Origin of the sequence: Pseudomonas sp. BMW13 (assembly GCF_013357275.1) — a bacterium.
GTDB lineage: Bacteria > Pseudomonadota > Gammaproteobacteria > Pseudomonadales > Pseudomonadaceae > Aquipseudomonas > Aquipseudomonas khazarica.
On sequence record NZ_SUKD01000001.1, the window covers coordinates 174,220 to 189,790 of the forward strand.

The 15,571-nt window shown below is 66.3% G+C and carries 15 protein-coding genes; 9 read left to right on the plus strand and 6 right to left on the minus strand.

Annotated features, from left to right (window positions below):
• The first annotated feature begins 67 nt into the window (after positions 1 to 67).
• From E4487_RS00810 to E4487_RS00830, 5 genes are all read left to right on the plus strand, one after another.
• A complete protein-coding gene (locus E4487_RS00810; protein ID WP_175252533.1) occupies positions 68 to 2,455 on the plus strand; it encodes a TonB-dependent receptor in 2,388 nt (795 codons plus the stop codon).
• 119 nt (positions 2,456 to 2,574) lie between these two features.
• Positions 2,575 to 3,081 carry a sigma-70 family RNA polymerase sigma factor gene (locus E4487_RS00815; protein ID WP_152487488.1) on the plus strand — a complete coding sequence of 169 codons (507 nt, stop codon included), beginning with the start codon at positions 2,575 to 2,577 and terminating at the stop codon, positions 3,079 to 3,081.
• The gene (locus tag E4487_RS00820) at positions 3,078 to 4,025 is read left to right on the plus strand and encodes a DUF4880 domain-containing protein (protein ID WP_037052191.1); all 948 of its coding nucleotides are present in this window, start codon (positions 3,078 to 3,080) and stop codon (positions 4,023 to 4,025) included. Before E4487_RS00815 ends, E4487_RS00820 begins: the two co-directional genes overlap by 4 nt.
• Positions 4,026 to 4,745: 720 nt before the next feature.
• Positions 4,746 to 7,178, plus strand: a complete 2,433-nt coding sequence (locus E4487_RS00825) for a TonB-dependent receptor (protein ID WP_175252534.1) — start codon at positions 4,746 to 4,748, stop codon at positions 7,176 to 7,178.
• A 133-nt stretch (positions 7,179 to 7,311) separates the two neighbouring features.
• On the plus strand, positions 7,312 to 7,527 hold the full coding sequence (locus E4487_RS00830) for a dodecin (protein ID WP_037052187.1): 216 nt from the start codon (positions 7,312 to 7,314) through the stop codon (positions 7,525 to 7,527).
• Here E4487_RS00830 and E4487_RS00835 read toward each other — a convergent pair.
• On the minus strand, positions 7,496 to 8,473 hold the full coding sequence (locus E4487_RS00835) for an NAD-dependent epimerase/dehydratase family protein (protein ID WP_037052182.1): 978 nt from the start codon (positions 8,471 to 8,473) through the stop codon (positions 7,496 to 7,498). The two genes, E4487_RS00830 and E4487_RS00835, sit on opposite strands and share 32 nt — an antisense overlap.
• Positions 8,474 to 8,691: 218 nt before the next feature.
• Here E4487_RS00835 and E4487_RS00840 point away from each other — a divergent pair, with 218 nt between their 5' ends.
• The gene (locus E4487_RS00840; RefSeq protein ID WP_037052179.1) at positions 8,692 to 9,270 is read left to right on the plus strand and encodes a hypothetical protein; all 579 of its coding nucleotides are present in this window, start codon (positions 8,692 to 8,694) and stop codon (positions 9,268 to 9,270) included.
• A gap of 6 nt (positions 9,271 to 9,276) precedes the next feature.
• On the opposite strand, the gene E4487_RS00845 is transcribed toward E4487_RS00840, so the two are convergent.
• The 4 genes from E4487_RS00845 to E4487_RS00860 all read right to left on the minus strand — a co-directional run bounded on the left by E4487_RS00845 (position 9,277) and on the right by E4487_RS00860 (position 11,434).
• A complete protein-coding gene (locus E4487_RS00845; RefSeq protein ID WP_037052173.1) occupies positions 9,277 to 10,506 on the minus strand; it encodes a nucleoside recognition domain-containing protein in 1,230 nt (409 codons plus the stop codon).
• A 74-nt stretch (positions 10,507 to 10,580) separates the two neighbouring features.
• Positions 10,581 to 11,042 carry an inhibitor of vertebrate lysozyme family protein gene (locus E4487_RS00850; protein WP_037052171.1) on the minus strand — a complete coding sequence of 154 codons (462 nt, stop codon included), beginning with the start codon at positions 11,040 to 11,042 and terminating at the stop codon, positions 10,581 to 10,583.
• A gap of 10 nt (positions 11,043 to 11,052) precedes the next feature.
• Entirely contained in the window at positions 11,053 to 11,217 is a 165-nt protein-coding gene (locus E4487_RS00855) for a DUF1328 domain-containing protein (protein WP_037052169.1), read from the minus strand.
• 19 nt (positions 11,218 to 11,236) lie between these two features.
• Positions 11,237 to 11,434: a hypothetical protein gene (locus E4487_RS00860; protein ID WP_037052167.1), complete on the minus strand. Its 198-nt coding sequence runs from the start codon at positions 11,432 to 11,434 to the stop codon at positions 11,237 to 11,239.
• Between the two features lie 365 nt (positions 11,435 to 11,799).
• Here E4487_RS00860 and E4487_RS00865 point away from each other — a divergent pair, with 365 nt between their 5' ends.
• The gene (locus E4487_RS00865) at positions 11,800 to 12,204 is read left to right on the plus strand and encodes an acyl-CoA thioesterase (protein WP_021442733.1); all 405 of its coding nucleotides are present in this window, start codon (positions 11,800 to 11,802) and stop codon (positions 12,202 to 12,204) included.
• A 78-nt stretch (positions 12,205 to 12,282) separates the two neighbouring features.
• On the opposite strand, the gene E4487_RS00870 is transcribed toward E4487_RS00865, so the two are convergent.
• Complete coding sequence (locus E4487_RS00870; RefSeq protein WP_037052165.1) at positions 12,283 to 13,383, minus strand: TRAP transporter substrate-binding protein; 1,101 nt, start codon at positions 13,381 to 13,383, stop codon at positions 12,283 to 12,285.
• 244 nt (positions 13,384 to 13,627) lie between these two features.
• Between E4487_RS00870 and E4487_RS00875 the strand changes: the two genes are divergently transcribed.
• Both E4487_RS00875 and E4487_RS00880 read left to right on the plus strand, forming a co-directional pair.
• Positions 13,628 to 14,173 carry a TRAP transporter small permease subunit gene (locus tag E4487_RS00875; protein WP_037052162.1) on the plus strand — a complete coding sequence of 182 codons (546 nt, stop codon included), beginning with the start codon at positions 13,628 to 13,630 and terminating at the stop codon, positions 14,171 to 14,173.
• Positions 14,166 to 15,542 carry a TRAP transporter large permease subunit gene (locus tag E4487_RS00880; RefSeq protein WP_037052157.1) on the plus strand — a complete coding sequence of 459 codons (1,377 nt, stop codon included), beginning with the start codon at positions 14,166 to 14,168 and terminating at the stop codon, positions 15,540 to 15,542. The genes E4487_RS00875 and E4487_RS00880 overlap by 8 nt, the downstream gene beginning before the upstream one ends.
• Positions 15,543 to 15,571: the final 29 nt, after the last annotated feature.

Consider the following 15,571-nt stretch of genomic DNA (forward strand, 5'->3'; position numbering starts at 1 on the left):
GTCGTGGGTATGAACGCGACTTATTCCTAAGTAGCGCCACCTGCCACACGACATGGAAACCTCTGTAATGCGCTGTCATGTTTCTCCGCTGCACCGTGCCCTGCTGCTCGCCTCGCTGCTCGGCGGCGCCACCCCGCTGGCTCTGGCCGCCGAACCGATCAGCGTCGAACTGCATATCGCCCCGCTCAGCCTGGACAGTGCGATGACCCAGTTCGCCGACCAGGCCGACCTGCACCTGATGTTCAACTCCGATGACCTGCAGGGGCTGCGCAGCGCCGGACTGGACGGCCATTTCACCGTGGAGGAGGCGTTGCAGCGTCTGCTCGCCGGCACCGACCTGAGCTGGACCTTCACCGATGCGCGCACCGTGCTGCTGCAGCGCCGCGGCCCGGACGCGTCCGGGCGGCTCAAGCTGGAGTCCATGCAGATCAGCGTGGCCGCGCGTACCCCGACCGAGATCAGCGCCATTCCCGGTACCGTCTGGGTGGTGGACCAGACCCAGCTGCGCGAACAGCTCGACGTCGGCGTCAGCCTCAAGGAAGCGCTCGGCAAGCTGGTGCCCGGCCTCGACCTGGCGCCGGAAGGGCGTACCAACTATGGCCAGAACATGCGCGGGCGCAGCGTGCTGGTGATGATCGACGGGGTCAGCCAGAACAGCTCGCGCGGGCTGTCGCGCCAGTTCGACAGCATCTCGCCGTTCAACATCGAGCGGGTCGAGGTGCTCTCGGGCGCCAACGCGCTGTACGGCGGCGGGGCCACCGGCGGCATCATCAACATCATCACGCGCAAGGGTGAGCCGGGCGAGGCCCGTTACCAGACGCGCGCCAGCGTCAGCAGCGGCTTCAACAACAGCGATGACCTGGCCATGCGCCTGGCGCAGTCGGTGAGTGGCGGCAACGAGCGGCTGAGCGGGCGCATCGGCGTTTCGGTGGAGAAGAACGAAGCCTTCTACGACGGCGACGGCGAGCAGATCTTCATCGACAACACGCAGACCGACCTGCAGTACAACCGCGCCATCGACGTGCTGGGCAACCTCAGCGCACGCTTCAGCGACGAGCAGAGCCTCGACCTGCTGGCGCAGTACTACGACTCCGGCAACGATGGCAGCACCGGTATCTATTTCCCCAACCTGAACTACCGGGCGCCGTCCGACCTCAACGACGCCGAGATTCGCAGCGGGCTGGATACCGACCTGCAGCCGCGCACCCGTCGCGCCCTGCTCAACGCCAGCTACCACCACAGCGACCTGTTGGGCCAGGATTTCTACCTGCAGGGTTATTACCGCCGGGAAGACAACAACTTCTACCCCTTCCCCTACTACAACTCCGGCAGCCCGCGCGGCAGCAACGGCGTGTATTTCGCCGGTTCGCAGCAGAACTTCGAGGTGAGCGGGCTCAAGGGGCTGTTCAGCAAGCAGTGGCAGCGCTTCACCCTCACCTACGGGCTGGACTTCGACCATGAGCGCTTCAATGCCGAGCAGAAGGTCTTCGACCAGCAGACCTCCTCCGCCAGCGGGGGCCTGGTGCTCGACACCGCCAGCAGCGCGCCGCGTTACCCCAGCTACGTGGTGGACAGCCTGTCGGCCTATGCCCAGCTGGACTGGAAGCTCACCGAGCGGCTGACCCTCTCCGGTGGCGCGCGCCACCAGCGCATGGATGTCGAGGTCGGCGACTTCAAGGGCGTGGCCGGCGGCCGCAACGACTATGACGTCAACCTGTACAACCTGGGTGTCATCTACGACTTCGCCAACGGCCACCAGCTGTGGAGCAACTACAGCGAAGGCTTCGACCTGGCCGACCCGGCCAAGTACTACGGCAAGCCCGGGTTGTCGGTGGAGGACAACCCGCTGGCCGGCATCAAGAGCCGCCAGACCGAACTGGGCTGGCGCTTTGCCGATAGCCGCTGGCAGGCGCAGGCCGCGCTCTACTACATCTGGTCGGACCAGGTGATCAGCTACGACAGCAGCACCCTGACCATCGACGTGGAAGACCAGAAGAGCCGCGATTTCGGTTTCGAGGGGGCCCTCAGCCACTACTTCGACAGCGGCTGGCAGGCCGGTGCGACCCTGCACCTGGTGCGCTCCGAGGAAGAGGACGCCGACGGTGGCTGGATCAAGCGCGATGCCCGCTACGCCTCGCTGTCCAAGTACACCGCCTTCGTCGGCTGGAGCGACGGCAACAGCAGTGCACGGCTGCAGGCCAACCATGCCGTCGACCTGGACGACGACGCCGGCCACGAAATCGACGGCTACACCACCTTCGACCTGACCGCGCAGCGCCAGACCGACTACGGTACCTTCAGCGCCGGTATCCAGAACCTGCTGGACGAGCGCTACAGCACCGTCTGGGGGCAACGCGCCACGCTGTTCTACTCGCCGACCTACGGCCCGGCCTACCTGTACGACTATCAGGGTCGCGGACGGACCTTCACCCTGGGCTACGAAGTGGCGTTCTAAGCGCCGCTCCGTGTCGGCAGCCGCGCCTGGGCGTCGCGGGCGCGGTCTGCCGACGCTTGGCAAGCGTGTCGGGATGGATGACAATGCGATTCATTGTCATTTGATCCGTATTCGCTTTCATGTCCGTCGACGCCCAGGCCCTGCACAGTCTCTATCACGATCACCACACCTGGCTGCAGGGCTGGCTGCGCCGGCGCCTGGGCAACCGCTGCGATGCCGCCGACCTGGCGCAGGACACTTTCGTGCGCCTGCTGCGTGCCGGCAATGCGGCGAGCATCCGCGAGCCACGCCACTACCTGGCCACCGTGGCGCGGGGGCTGATGGTCGACTTCCTGCGCCGGCGTTCGCTGGAGCAAGCCTACCTGGACGTGCTGGCCAGTCAGCCTGCGGCCGAACAGCCTGGTGCGGAGCAGCAGGCGCTGCTGCTGGAGGCGCTGATGGAGGTCGACCGCCTGCTCGAGGGGCTGGGCGCCAAGGTGCGCGAGGTGTTCATCCTGTCCCAGCTCGATGGCCTCACCTACGCCCAGATCGCCGCGCACCTGGGCATTTCCCTGCGCAGCGTGAACACCTACATGGCCCGTGCGGTGGAGCACTGTTGCCTGCTGCAGGCGGGCTGGCAGGCATGAGTACGCCGACCCCCGGCGAGCGCGCCGCGCTCAAGGCCGCCAGCAGCTGGTATGCCAGCCTCAACTCCGGCAGCAGTGGCGCGGCCGAGCAGCAGGCCTGGCAGCATTGGTACGACGCCGACCCCGTGCATCGTCAGGCCTGGCAGCAGATCGAACGCCTGCGCGATCAGCTCGGCCTGCTGCCGGCGCAGATCGCCGCGCCGACCCTGCGAGGCGCCGCCTACAGCCGTCGGCGCGTGCTCGGCAGCCTGTTGCTGGCCGGCGCCGCGCTGCCACTGGGCTGGTTCGCCTGGCGCAGTGACAGTCGCCGTTACTGGACCGCCGACTACCGCAGCGGGGTCGGCGAGCAACGCCACTGGCAACTGGCCGACGGCAGTCGCCTGCTGCTCGGCAGTGCCGGCGCCGCCCAGTTCGACGGCACCCGGCGCCAGCTGCAGCTGCTCGACGGCGAGGCGCAGCTGGACATTGCCGATGGGCCGCAGGCGCTGCACGTGCTGACCCGTGACGGGCTGATCCGCGCCGGCGGCGGTCGCCTCAACCTGCGCTGCGACCCGCATGGCAGCCGCATCGCCCTGCTCGAAGGCTCCGTCGAGGTCAGTTGCGCGGCGCAGCCCGCACGCTGGCAACGCCTGCAGGCCGGCCAGCAACTGCTGCTGCAGCGCGAGCGGATCGGCGCGCCGCAGCCGCTGGATGCGCGCAGCACGGCCTGGGCCGAGGGCAGCCTGCTGGCCATCGACCAGCCACTGGGCGAGGTGGTCGCGGAGCTGGCGCGCTACCGCCACGGCATTCTGCGGGTCGATCCGGCGCTGGCCGGGCTGAAGGTTTCCGGCAGCTTCCCGCTGCTCGACAGCGACCGCGCGCTGGCCGCCCTGCAACACAGCTTCCCGCTGCAGGTGGTACGGCGCAGCGACTACTGGGTGACACTGGTACCGCGTGGCGCCTGAGCGGTGCAGCCGTTTCGCGGCTGAAGCCGCTCCTACGGGGTCGTCTGGTTCTACCCGTAGGGTGGATGACGCTTCATCCATCCACCAGCAGGGCTCCCTGGCAGCCTGAGTACAGCTGAAACCATCCGCTCCCGGTTGCAGCAGGCACCCCGGCGGTGCTGTCGTTTCGCGGCTGAAGCTGCTCCTACGGGGTCGTCGGGTTCTACCCGTAGGGTGGATGACGCTTCATCCATCCACCAGCGGGGCTCCCTGACAGCCTGAGTACTGGTGAAAGCCATCCGTTCCCGGCTGTAGCAGGCACTCCGGCGGTGCTGCCGTTTCGCGGCTGAAGCCGCTCCTACGGGTCCGTCGGGTTCTACCCGTAGGGTGGATGACGCTTCATCCATCCACCAGCAGGGCGGCCTGGCAGCCTGAGCGCTGCTGAAAGCCATCCGTTTTCGGCTGTAGAGGGTATTCAACGGTGAGCCTCGATCGCGGCTGAAGCCGCTCCTACAGCCGTCCCTACAGTAGGGCGGCCTGGCGGCCTGGATACAGCTGAAACCATCCGCTCCCGGCTGCAGCAGGCACTCTGGTGGTGCTGCCGTTTCGCGGTTGAAGCCGCTCCTACGGGTGGAGCGCGGCATGGCGAGAAAAAAATCTCCGGTTCCTTGCACTTTTTGCCGCGCGGCTTCGGCCCTCCCTGCAAACACCCACTCCGCGTCTTGTCGTCAGGGATCCGCCATGCAGTCACCACGCTCCACCCGCTCTGCGCTTCGTAGCGCCATCCGCAACGCCCTGTTCTGTTCCGGCCTGGCCCTGGGCACTGCGCTGCCGACACTGGCCCAGGCCGACAGCGCGCACACGCAGGCTTACCAGATCAGTGCCGGGCCGCTGGCCGAGGTACTCGGCCGCTTCGCCAGCGCCGCCGGGGTTGCCCTGTCGTTCGACGCGGCGCTGCTGCAGGGCCGGCAGAGCCAGGGGCTGCAGGGCCAGTATGGCGTCGAGGACGGTTTTGCCCGGCTGCTGCAGGGCAGTGGTCTGCAGGCGGTGCGCCAGGCCGAGGGCGTCTACGGCCTGACCCCGCAACCACAGGCCGCTGTGGCCAGTCCGGCACCCAGCCGGGGCGCTGGCGATGTGCTGCGCCTGCAGGACACCGAGGTGACCGTCAGCACCTTGCGCGGTGATACGGCCGTGGGCCAGACCAGCCAGCGCGTCACCGTTATCGACCGCCAGCAGATCGAGCGCCAGCTGGCGCTGAGCAGCGACCCTGGGGCGGTGCTCGCCAACCTCATTCCGTCCTACTCGCCGAGCCGGCAGAAGCTGTCCAACGCCGGCGAGACCCTGCGCGGGCGGGCGCCGCAGTTCCTCGTCGACGGCGTGCCGCAGGCCAGCTCGCTGCGCAACGACGGACGCAGCAGCTACACCATCGACCTGCAACAGGTGGAGCGCATCGAGGTGATCCACGGCGCCTCGGCCGAGCACGGCGGCGGTGCCACCGGTGGCATCATCAACTTCATCAGCCGTCGTCCGCAGGGCTATGGCGTGCGCCAGCACGCCGGGGGCAGCCTGGAGAGCGACGACGCCTTCAGCAGCGACGGTTTCGGCTACAAGCTCAACTACCGCGTCAGTGCCCAGCAGGGCGACTGGGAGGCCCTGTTCGGCAGCACCTGGCAATCGCGCGGGATGTTCTACGACGGCGACAACACGCGCATCGGCGTGGCCTATCCCGGCGAGATCCAGGACACCCGTGACCGCGACCTGATGCTCAAGCTCGGCTACTGGATCGACGATGCCCAGCACCTGCAGTTCAGCGCCAACCACTACCGCCTGACCGGCAACAACGACTATCTGCCGGTGCTTGGCGACCGCGACGCCGGTATCCCCACCAGTGCGACGCGCGGCGACGTGCCCGGCGAGGCGCCGTTCAACGAGAACCGTCAGTACAGCCTCGACTACAGCCACTCGGACTGGTTCGGCAACATCCTCGACGTGCAGCTGTACCAGCAGCGCTATCGCGGCCAGTTCGGCGCCCTGCTCAGCGGCTCCTTCCAGGACCCGGGCATCGCCCCCGTCGGCACGTTCTGGGAGCAGAGCCGCAGTGACTCGGAGAAACTCGGCGGCAAGCTGACCCTGCGCCGTACGGGCCTGTTCGACGGCCTGCTGGACCTGGCCGGCGGCCTCGACCTGATGCGCGACGAGGGCGAGCAGGTGCTGGTGCTGAGCAACCGCAGCTACGTGCCGCCGTCGACCTACGACAACCAGGCCGGCTTCCTCCAGGGCGACCTGCACCTGAGCGAGCGCCTGACCCTGATGGCCGGTGTGCGTCGCGAGCATGCCGAACTGGACGTGGATGATTTCCACACCGTATGGGGCACCAACAACGCCGGCGGCGTGGATGTCGGCGGCGGTACCCTCTCCTTCGCCAAGACCCTGAGCAACTACGGCTTCACCTACCAGGCCAATGACTGGGCGCAGTTCTACGGCAGCTACTCGGAAGGCTTCGGCATGCCCGACATCGGCCGTGTGCTGCGTGCCGTCGACACGCCCGGGCAGGATGTGGAAAACCTGCTGGAGCTGGAGCCGATCATTACCCGCTCCAACGAGCTGGGCCTGCGCCTGAACTTCAGCGATGTCGACCTCGAGCTGAGCTACTACGAATCCTCCTCCAACCTCGGCGAACGGCTGTCGGTGAACAGCGCCGGTAATTACATCGCCAATCGCGAACGGGTGGAAATCCAGGGTTACGAACTGACCGGCAACTGGCGCCTGAACCAGGGCCACAGCCTGCGTGCCAGCTACACCCACAGCGAGGGCGAGTCCGACACCGATGACGATGGCAAGGTGGACACCAAGCTGACCGGCCTGAACATCGCCCCGGACCAGTTCAGCCTGAGCTGGAACGCACAGTGGAACGACGACTGGGCCAGCTACCTGCAGTACAACCTGTACCGCAGCCGCGAGTTCGATGACCCACGGCTGAAGTTCGACGGCTATGCCCTGCTCGCGGCCAGCGTCAGCCGCCGCCTGCCGCTGGGCAGCCTGTCGCTGGGCATCGACAACCTGCTCGACGAGGACTACTTCACCTACTACTCGCAGTCCGCGCGGGTCGCCGACGACTACAACTTCAAGGGCCGTGGGCGCACCTTCACCCTGGCCTACCAGGTGGAGTTCTAGAGCCCCGGCCCGGACCGCATCGGGGTGCGCCGGTGCGGCCCAACCGCTCGGGAGCGATGACGTGAAGGCATGTCCTGCGCCTGCGAGCGTCTAGTCTTCAGCGTGAGCCTTTCATCACGAGCGGAGTGCCAGCATGTCCAACCATCACACCTACAAGAAGATCGAGATCGTCGGTTCGTCGCGGACCAGCATCGAAGAGGCCATCGACAATGCCCTGGCCGAATGCGCCAAGAGCGTGCGCAACATGGACTGGTTCGAAGTGGTGGACACCCGTGGCCACATCGAGAACGGCAAGGTGGGGCACTACCAGGTGACGCTCAAGGTGGGCTTTCGCCTGAGCGGTAGCTGATGCCCTGGGCGCCGAGGAAGGCGAGCAAGGCTTCGCGACTGGTGTAGCGCAGCTGGTAGCCGAACTCCTGCTTCAGGCGCCGGTTGGCCAGAACCGGGCGGTAGCGCAGGAAGTCCAGTTGCTCCGGGCCGTACTGACTCAACCCCAGTGGCTTGAGCAGGTGCAGTGCGCCGGCGAGCAACGCCGCCGGCAGCGGGCGGTAGGGCTTGCCGAGTATCCCGGCGATCTCCGCCAGGCTCAGGGCGCCGTCGCCGGCCAGGTTGTAGATGCCCTCCCGGGCCTCTTCCAGGCCCTGGCGGATGATGCCGACCACATCCTGTTCCCAGATGAACACGAAGCGGCTGGCATGGCCGCGCACCCCCAGCACCGCGCGCTTGCTGAACAGGTCGCTGATCGGGTTGTTCAGACGCTTGCCGAGGATGGTGCCGGGGCGCAGTACCAGCTGGCGCAGCTGCGGATGTTCGCCACGGCAGCGCGCCAGCAGTTGTTCGATCTCCAGCTTGTGCCTGGCGTAGGCGAAGCGCGGATGGCCGCGCAGGGGGTGGTTCTCGTCGATCCACTCGGCGTTGTCCGCGCTGTAGCCGTAGGCAGCGCCGGAACTGGTTACGATCAGCTGGCGCACGCCGTTGGCGACGGCGCTGTCCACCAGGCACTGGGTGCCGCCGACCTCGATGGCGTGCAGATGCGCCTCGCTCATGTCGCGTGGGGGGCGAATCACCGTGGCCAGGTGCACGATGGCATCCGGCTGCCAGCCGCTGATGCACGCGCGGACCTGGGCCGGGCGGCCCATGTCCAGCAGCACCGGCTCGATGTTGGCTTTCAGCCCACGGCCATCGAGGGGGCGAATGTCGGCGGCGATCAGCGTCCACTCCGGGTGCTGGATGGCCAGCTCCTCGAGCAGTTGATGGCCGATGAAGCCGGCGGCGCCGGTGATCAGAACACGCATGGCGGTCTCCTGCCGGGCTGGCCGGGTGCGGATCGTTGCTGTCGATGTTCAGCCTAGGTGGATGGGGTGAGGCGAGCAGTGACACAGCCGGTCAGCGACACTGGCGATTCGCGCCAGGCGGATGAACGGTGTGCCCGCGCGCACAGCCTCGGCCGGCCCGGGTGGTCAGGCGGGGCCGGATCGGGCAAGCTGCCTGCACTCATTCAGGGAGGAATGCCATGTTCAGACCGATACTGTTGCTGGGCCTGCTGGCGCTCGCCGGCTGCGTCGAGGATGAAGTGCCGCTGGCCGAGGAGCAGCACCTGCTGCTCAGTGGCGAGGACTTCGCCGCCTATGAGGTGCCGGTGGACGGCCACTACGACAAGCAGGTGACCTACGCCGCGCGCACCATCGACCTCAGCTTCGAGAGCGATGACAACGAGTGGTTCTACCTCTACAGCGGGGTGTCGCTGTATCCGCGCGCCAGCGATGCGCTGATGACCAGCTACGCCGAGACCTTCGGGGCGTCGTTCGGCCTGCGCGACAGCGGCCTGGAGCAGCAGGACCTGCCCCTGGAGACCGAGCTGGCCAGCCGCATCAGCCTCAAGTTGCTGACCCAGGACGGCGAGCCGGTCGGCAACCTGTTCTATGCCACGGTGGGCAACAAATCCATGTTCACTATCTTCACCGGCATCTACTTCGAAGAGCCCGGCGACTTCGAGGCATTCATCGCTCCCAAGTTGCGCGCGCTGCGCGAGTACCGGCATGACGACCCACTGCTGACCTGGGCCGGGCGAACGCTGGGCTTCGCCGACTAGCGGACCTCAGCCGAAGAACCAGTAGCACACCGCGATGGCGGCGACGATGCCGGCCGCGTCCGCGACCAGGGCGCAGCCCACGGCGTGGCGTGCGCGTTGCAGGCCGACCGCGCCGAAGTACACCGCCAGCACGTAGAAGGTCGTCTCGGTGCTGCCCTGCACCGTGGCGGCGATCAGCGCCGGGAAGCTGTCGACGCCGAAGTTCTCCATCGTCTCGATCAGCATGGCGCGTGCGGCGCCGCCGGAGAACGGCTTGATCAGCGCGGTCGGCAGCGCGTCGACGAAGCGTGTGTCCCAGCCCAGTGCCTCGACCAGCCAGCGGATGCCGTCCAGGCCGAAATCCAGGGCGCCGGAAGCACGCAGCACGCCAATGGCGCAGAGCATGGCGACCAGGTAGGGCAGCAGGCTCTTGGCCACGTCGAAGCCTTCCTTGGCACCTTCGATGAAGCTTTCGTACACCGCGACGCGGCGCAGGGCGCCGATGACCAGGAACAGCAGGATCAGGCCGAACAGGGTGAGGTTGCCCAGCAGCGAGGACAGCGCGGCCAGGGCCGTGGCGCTCATGCCGGCGAGCAGGCTCATGAAGCCTCCCAGCAGCAGGGCGGTGGGAATCAGGTAAGCCAGCACCACCGGGTCCCACAGGCGCAGGCGCTGCATCGCCGCCACGGCCAGCAGGCCGGCGAGGGTCGAGGCGCTGGTGGCCAGCAGGATCGGCAGGAAGACCAGGGTCGGGTCGTCGGCGCCCTGCTGCACGCGGTACATGAAGATCGACACCGGCAGCAGGGTCAGGGACGAGGTGTTGAGCACCAGGAACAGAATCTGCGCGTTGCTCGCCGTGGTCGCGCTGGGGTTGAGATCCTGCAGGGCGCGCATGGCCTTGAGGCCGATGGGCGTCGCGGCATTGTCCAGGCCCAGGCCGTTGGCAGCGAAGTTCATGCTGATCAGGCCGAGCGCCGGATGGCCGCGCGGTACCTCGGGCATCAGGCGGGCGAACAGCGGCCCGAGCAGGCGTGCGAGCAGGTCGACCAGCCCGGCCTTCTCGGCGATGCGCAGCAGGCCGAGCCACAGGGTCAGGGTGCCGAACAGCACCACCATCAGCTCCACCGAGAGCTTGGCCATGGCGAACAGGCTCTCGACCATGGCGCCGAATACGCTGGCGTCGCCACCAATCAGCCAGCGTGCCAGGGCGGCGATGGCGCCCAGCACGAAGAAGCTCAGCCACAGGCCGTTGAGCATTGCGATCCCCCTTGGGTTATGGCGGGGGATGATAGCGCGCCGGCCGCTTCAATGCTGCGGCCAGCGTACGGACTTCAGTACCAGTTCGGGTCGCTGCGCAGCTGTTCTTCCAGCAGCTCACGGACCTCTTCGTCCGGATCGCCCAGCCAGCGCAGGCTGGCATGTTCGCTGGGGGCGCGGTCCTCCGGCAGACCGTCCGGCACCTGTACGTAGAGCGCATAGGCATCGTCGTCTTCCCATTCGAAGGCGACGTAGACGCGCTGGTTGAAGCAGTTGTGCGCTTCGCACACCTGACCGACCAGGAAGCGATCGCTCTCGGCCTCCACGGCCTGCATGGGGGTGGAAAGGCCGCTGAGGTTCATCAGCCATTCCGGCAGGCGCTGTTCGTCCCTGACCAGGTCTTGCCAGGCTTCGCGGTACTCGGCGTTGCTGGTCAGCAGTTCACCGGGGTGGAAGCTCGCGTCTCGATCGGCGGCCTGAGCCGCCAGGCCGCCGCCCATCAGCAGGGCGGCGGCAATGGCGTGGATCGACTGCATCTAGGTCTCCTTACACGCGGGGGCGACGGCCCATCACGAACGAGATGATGAACAGCACCAGGAACACCACGAATAGAATCTTGGCGATACCTGCAGCGGTGCCGGCGATACCACCGAAGCCCAGTACAGCAGCGATGATGGCGATGATCAGAAAGGTAAGTGCCCAGCTCAGCATGGCGTTTCTCCTCGATGACTCAGTGAGTGATGGCCCAGGCAGGCCATGGGTCTTGCGTGTCGCTCGCAACGGCCGGCTGCGGCGAGTTGCCCGTGGGCAGCTCCAGTTCGGCGGTGTTGCGGCTTGCGCACAGGGTCTGGCCGATCAGCAGGACGCTGGCGAGCGTCAGGCCGAGCAGAAGCAGCAAGCTGGCAAGTACCAGGGCGACTATCCACATGGCGGTTCTCCTGTTGCACCTGAGGCGGATCGCTCGGATTGCTGGCGGGCCCGTCTCTTCCTTCAACGCTGCGACCGGTACATGACAGGTCGCTCACTGAAGGTATTGCAGCGCCCGTGCCAGACTCCTCTGATAATTAAAGTTCTTGAAAATCATATGGTTACGAAATTACTGCGATGAACCTGGCGGGCATCCTGCCCGAATGGGCCTGCGCCGGTCGTGCGTTTTGCCCGATCGGTCAGGCGTCATGGCGCGCCAGCGCTTGCCAGAGTGGTCGCCCGTCGACTGCGCAGTCGGTATACTCGCAGCGCCTGCCATGCGGGTTCCGCGCCCAGAACAACAACCGCGCCGCGAGTCTCGAGCCGATGAACGACTACGAACAGGAAGACCCGATACCCCAGGGCGACCTCGCCCTGCAGATCACCGCGCTGCCGCGTGAGACCAATGGTTTCGGTGATATCTACGGCGGCTGGCTGGTGTCCCAGATGGACCTCGCCGGCACCGCCATGGCCAGCAAGGTCGCCGGCGGCCGGGTGGCCACCGTGGCCATCGATCGCATGGCCTTCCTGGTGCCGGTGGCGGTGGGCGCGCAGCTGTCCTTCTACACCCAGGCGCTGGAGGTCGGCCGCAGTTCGATCCAGATGATGGTCGAGGTGTGGAGCGACGACCCGCTGTCCAACGAGTGGCGCAAGGTGACCGAGGCGGTGTTCGTGTTCGTCGCCATCGACGGCAGTGGCCGCACCCGTCCGGTACCGCCACGTCGCGGCTGAGCGACCGCGCAACGGGAAAGCGAACAGCTACAACGAAAACGCCGGCGACAAGCCGGCGTTTTGTTTGCTGCCGAGTGATCAGCCGCGGATGTTGTAGATGTCCTTGTCGGCCACTTCCGCATAGTCGTACAGGCGCTGCAGGTAGGCCTTCTGGTGTTCCCAGACCTTGGCCGCTGCCGGGTCGGCCGCTGCGCTGGCCTCGACCACTTCACCCGCCACTTCCTTCAGGCGTGCCAGCACCTCGTCGGGCAGGCGACGCACTTCGACGCCATCGGCCTTGAGTTGCTCCAGGGCTTCCATGTTCTTGGCGTTGTAGTCGTCGAGCATGTCGCCGTTGACGTCACGCGCGGCGGCACGAACGATCGCCTTGAGGTCGGCCGGCAGGGTTTCCCAGGCCTTGATGTTGATGTCCAGTTCGAACAGGACGCTCGGCTCCTGCCAGCCCGGGGTGTAGTAGTACTTGGCTGCCTTGTGCAGGCCCAGGGCCAGGTCGTTGTATGGGCCGATCCACTCGGTGGCGTCGATGGCGCCGGTCTGCATGGCGGTGAAGATCTCACCGGCCGGCATGTTGACCACGGTGCCGCCCATCTTGGTCAGCACTTCGCCGCCCAGGCCCGGGGTACGCATCTTCAGACCCTTGAAGTCGTCGACCGAGTTCATTTCCTTGTTGAACCAGCCAGCGGTCTGTACGCCGGTGTTGCCGCAGGCCATCGGCAGCACGCCGAACGGCTTGTAGACTTCTTCCCAGAGGGCCTGACCGCCGCCGTAGTGCAGCCAGGCGTTCATTTCCTGGGCGTTCGGGCCGAACGGCAGGGCGCAGAAGAACTGTGCGGCCGGCACCTTGCCCTTCCAGTAGTACGGTGCGCCATGACCCATTTCGGCGGTACCGCGAGAGACTGCATCGAACACTTCCAGGGCCGGCACCAGTTCACCGGCCGCGTACACCTTGACCTTCAGGCGGCCGTTGCTCATTTCATCGACCAGCTTGGCGAAGCGCTCGGCCCCCACGCCGACGCCAGGGAAGTTCTTCGGCCAGGAGGTGACCATCTTCCAGGTGAAGGTCTGGGCACTCGAACCCTCTTGAGGTGCTGCGCTGCTCTTGGCCTCTTCTTTGCAGCCAGCCAGTGCGGTTGCTGCAAGGCCTACGCCCGCTGCGGCGAGTATGTCGCGACGTTTCATGCAATGCTCCTTCTTGTTGTATTGGTCTGACCACGGGATCGCCGAAGGTAGACCGGGCGTGAATAACATAGGGGGTCGTGACCCACAAGCCTAGTTGCTACGACTAAAGTAGTACGGGCATTGCTGCATCACCGGTAGCCTGCCTAGAATCCCCGGCCTGCGGCCCACAAGGACGCGGGCGGCGTGATGTGCAGCCAACCGGTTTGCTGTCCTGTCTCCTACTCATAACGATAAAGGACTCACTATGTCCGACAAGCCTCCACTCCCCCTCGCTCTTGCGTACCTGATCGATGCTCTCAACGCCTGGCTGGGCAAGGCCTGCGCCTGGCTGACCCTGTTCCTGGTGATCGGCACCGCCATCGTCGTGGTGCTGCGTTACGGTTTCGGTATCGGCGCCACCGCCCTGCAGGAGGCGGTCCTCTATGCGCATGCCCTGGTCTTCATGGGTGCTGCCGCCTGGGTTCTGCAGCGCAACGGCCACGTCCGCGTGGACATCTTCTATCAGAACTTCAGCGGCCGCCGTCAGGCGCTGGTGGAGGTGCTCGGCAACCTGCTGCTGCTGTTGCCGGTGGCGCTGTTCCTCGGCTGGGCCAGCTGGGACTACGTCAGCAACTCCTGGTCGACGCTGGAGGCCTCCAGCGAGTCGGGCGGCCTGAAGTTCGTCTACCTGCAGAAGAGCATCATCCTGGTGCTGGTCGCCAGCCTGGTGCTGCAGGGCATTTCCAACCTGATCAAGGCACTTTGCGTCATCAGCGGTCGCCTGCCGGCTCCGGAGGTGAAACATGGCTGAGTTGATGGCGATTCTGCTGTTCGTCAGTATCTGCGTGGCCCTGATGGCCGGCTTCCCGGTGGCGTTCACCCTGGCCGGCGTGTCCCTGCTGTTCGCCGGTATCGGCGTGCTCACCGGAACCTTCGACGCGGGCTATCTGAGTGCCCTGCCGAACCGTCTGTTCGGCATCATGAACAACCAGACCATGCTCGCCGTGCCGTTGTTCGTGTTCATGGGGGTGATGCTGGAACGCTCACGGGTGGCCGAGGACCTGCTCGAGTCCATGTCGCGCCTGTTCGGCACCCTGCGTGGCGGCCTGGCGATCTCCGTGTGCGTGGTCGGCGCCCTGCTCGCCGCGAGCACCGGCATCGTCGGCGCCACCGTGGTGACCATGGGTCTGCTGGCGCTGCCGACCATGCTGCGGCGTGGCTATGACCCGGCGATCGCCACCGGTACCCTGGCTGCCACCGGCACCCTGGGGCAGATCATCCCCCCGTCCATCGTCCTGGTCCTGCTCGGTGACGTGATGTCCAGCGCCTACCAGCAGGCGCAGTTGAAGATGGGTATCTTCTCGCCGAAGACCGTGTCGGTCGGTGACCTGTTCGTCGGCGCGCTGCTGCCCGGCCTGCTGCTGGTCGGCCTGTACATCGCCTACATCATCTTCGTCGCGATCTTCCAGCCGAAGAAGCTGCCGGCGCTGCCGCAGGAAGAGCTCGGCCCGATCGAATGGGGCAAGCTGGCCAAGGCGCTGATTCCGCCGCTGATCCTCATCGGCGCGGTGCTCGGTTCCATCCTCGCCGGCTACGCGACGCCCACCGAGGCGGCTGCGCTGGGCGCGGTCGGTGCCATGCTGCTGGCGCTGAGCAAGAACAAGCTGAACCTCGGCCAGCTCAAGGAAGTGGCCTACGGCACCACCGAAATCAGTGCCATGGTCTTCATGATCCTGATCGGTGCCTCGCTGTTCTCCCTGGTGTTCCGTGGCTTCGGTGGCGAAGTGCTGATCGAGGACGTGTTCGCCCAGTTACCGGGTGGCGTGCTTGGTGCGTTCTTCCTGGTGATGCTGGTGATCTTCCTGCTCGGCTTCATCCTCGACTTCATCGAGATCACCTTCGTGGTGGTGCCGATCGTCGGGCCGGTGCTGCTGGCCATGGGGCTGGACCCGATCTGGCTGGGCGTGATGATCGCCCTCAACCTGCAGACCTCGTTCCTCACCCCGCCGTTCGGCTTCGCGCTGTTCTACCTGCGGGGCGTGACACCGGCCAGCGTGGCGACCAGCACCATCTACAAGGGCGTGCTGCCGTTCATCCTGATCCAGATTCTGCTGCTGGTGATCGCCTACCTGTTCCCGGGGCTGATCACCTGGCTGCCGGAACAGGTTTATGGTCCGTAGGTCATAGCTTGCAGTGAGCAGACGCCCGT

Coding starts and splice junctions, on each gene's coding strand:
- E4487_RS00810 (WP_175252533.1), top strand. CDS start 68: ATGCGCTGTCATGTTTCTCCGCTGCACCGTGCCCTGCTGCTCGCCTCG.
- E4487_RS00815 (WP_152487488.1), top strand. CDS start 2,575: ATGTCCGTCGACGCCCAGGCCCTGCACAGTCTCTATCACGATCACCAC.
- E4487_RS00820 (WP_037052191.1), top strand. CDS start 3,078: ATGAGTACGCCGACCCCCGGCGAGCGCGCCGCGCTCAAGGCCGCCAGC.
- E4487_RS00825 (WP_175252534.1), top strand. CDS start 4,746: ATGCAGTCACCACGCTCCACCCGCTCTGCGCTTCGTAGCGCCATCCGC.
- E4487_RS00830 (WP_037052187.1), top strand. CDS start 7,312: ATGTCCAACCATCACACCTACAAGAAGATCGAGATCGTCGGTTCGTCG.
- E4487_RS00835 (WP_037052182.1), bottom strand. CDS start 8,473: ATGCGTGTTCTGATCACCGGCGCCGCCGGCTTCATCGGCCATCAACTG.
- E4487_RS00840 (WP_037052179.1), top strand. CDS start 8,692: ATGTTCAGACCGATACTGTTGCTGGGCCTGCTGGCGCTCGCCGGCTGC.
- E4487_RS00845 (WP_037052173.1), bottom strand. CDS start 10,506: ATGCTCAACGGCCTGTGGCTGAGCTTCTTCGTGCTGGGCGCCATCGCC.
- E4487_RS00850 (WP_037052171.1), bottom strand. CDS start 11,042: ATGCAGTCGATCCACGCCATTGCCGCCGCCCTGCTGATGGGCGGCGGC.
- E4487_RS00855 (WP_037052169.1), bottom strand. CDS start 11,217: ATGCTGAGCTGGGCACTTACCTTTCTGATCATCGCCATCATCGCTGCT.
- E4487_RS00860 (WP_037052167.1), bottom strand. CDS start 11,434: ATGTGGATAGTCGCCCTGGTACTTGCCAGCTTGCTGCTTCTGCTCGGC.
- E4487_RS00865 (WP_021442733.1), top strand. CDS start 11,800: ATGAACGACTACGAACAGGAAGACCCGATACCCCAGGGCGACCTCGCC.
- E4487_RS00870 (WP_037052165.1), bottom strand. CDS start 13,383: ATGAAACGTCGCGACATACTCGCCGCAGCGGGCGTAGGCCTTGCAGCA.
- E4487_RS00875 (WP_037052162.1), top strand. CDS start 13,628: ATGTCCGACAAGCCTCCACTCCCCCTCGCTCTTGCGTACCTGATCGAT.
- E4487_RS00880 (WP_037052157.1), top strand. CDS start 14,166: ATGGCTGAGTTGATGGCGATTCTGCTGTTCGTCAGTATCTGCGTGGCC.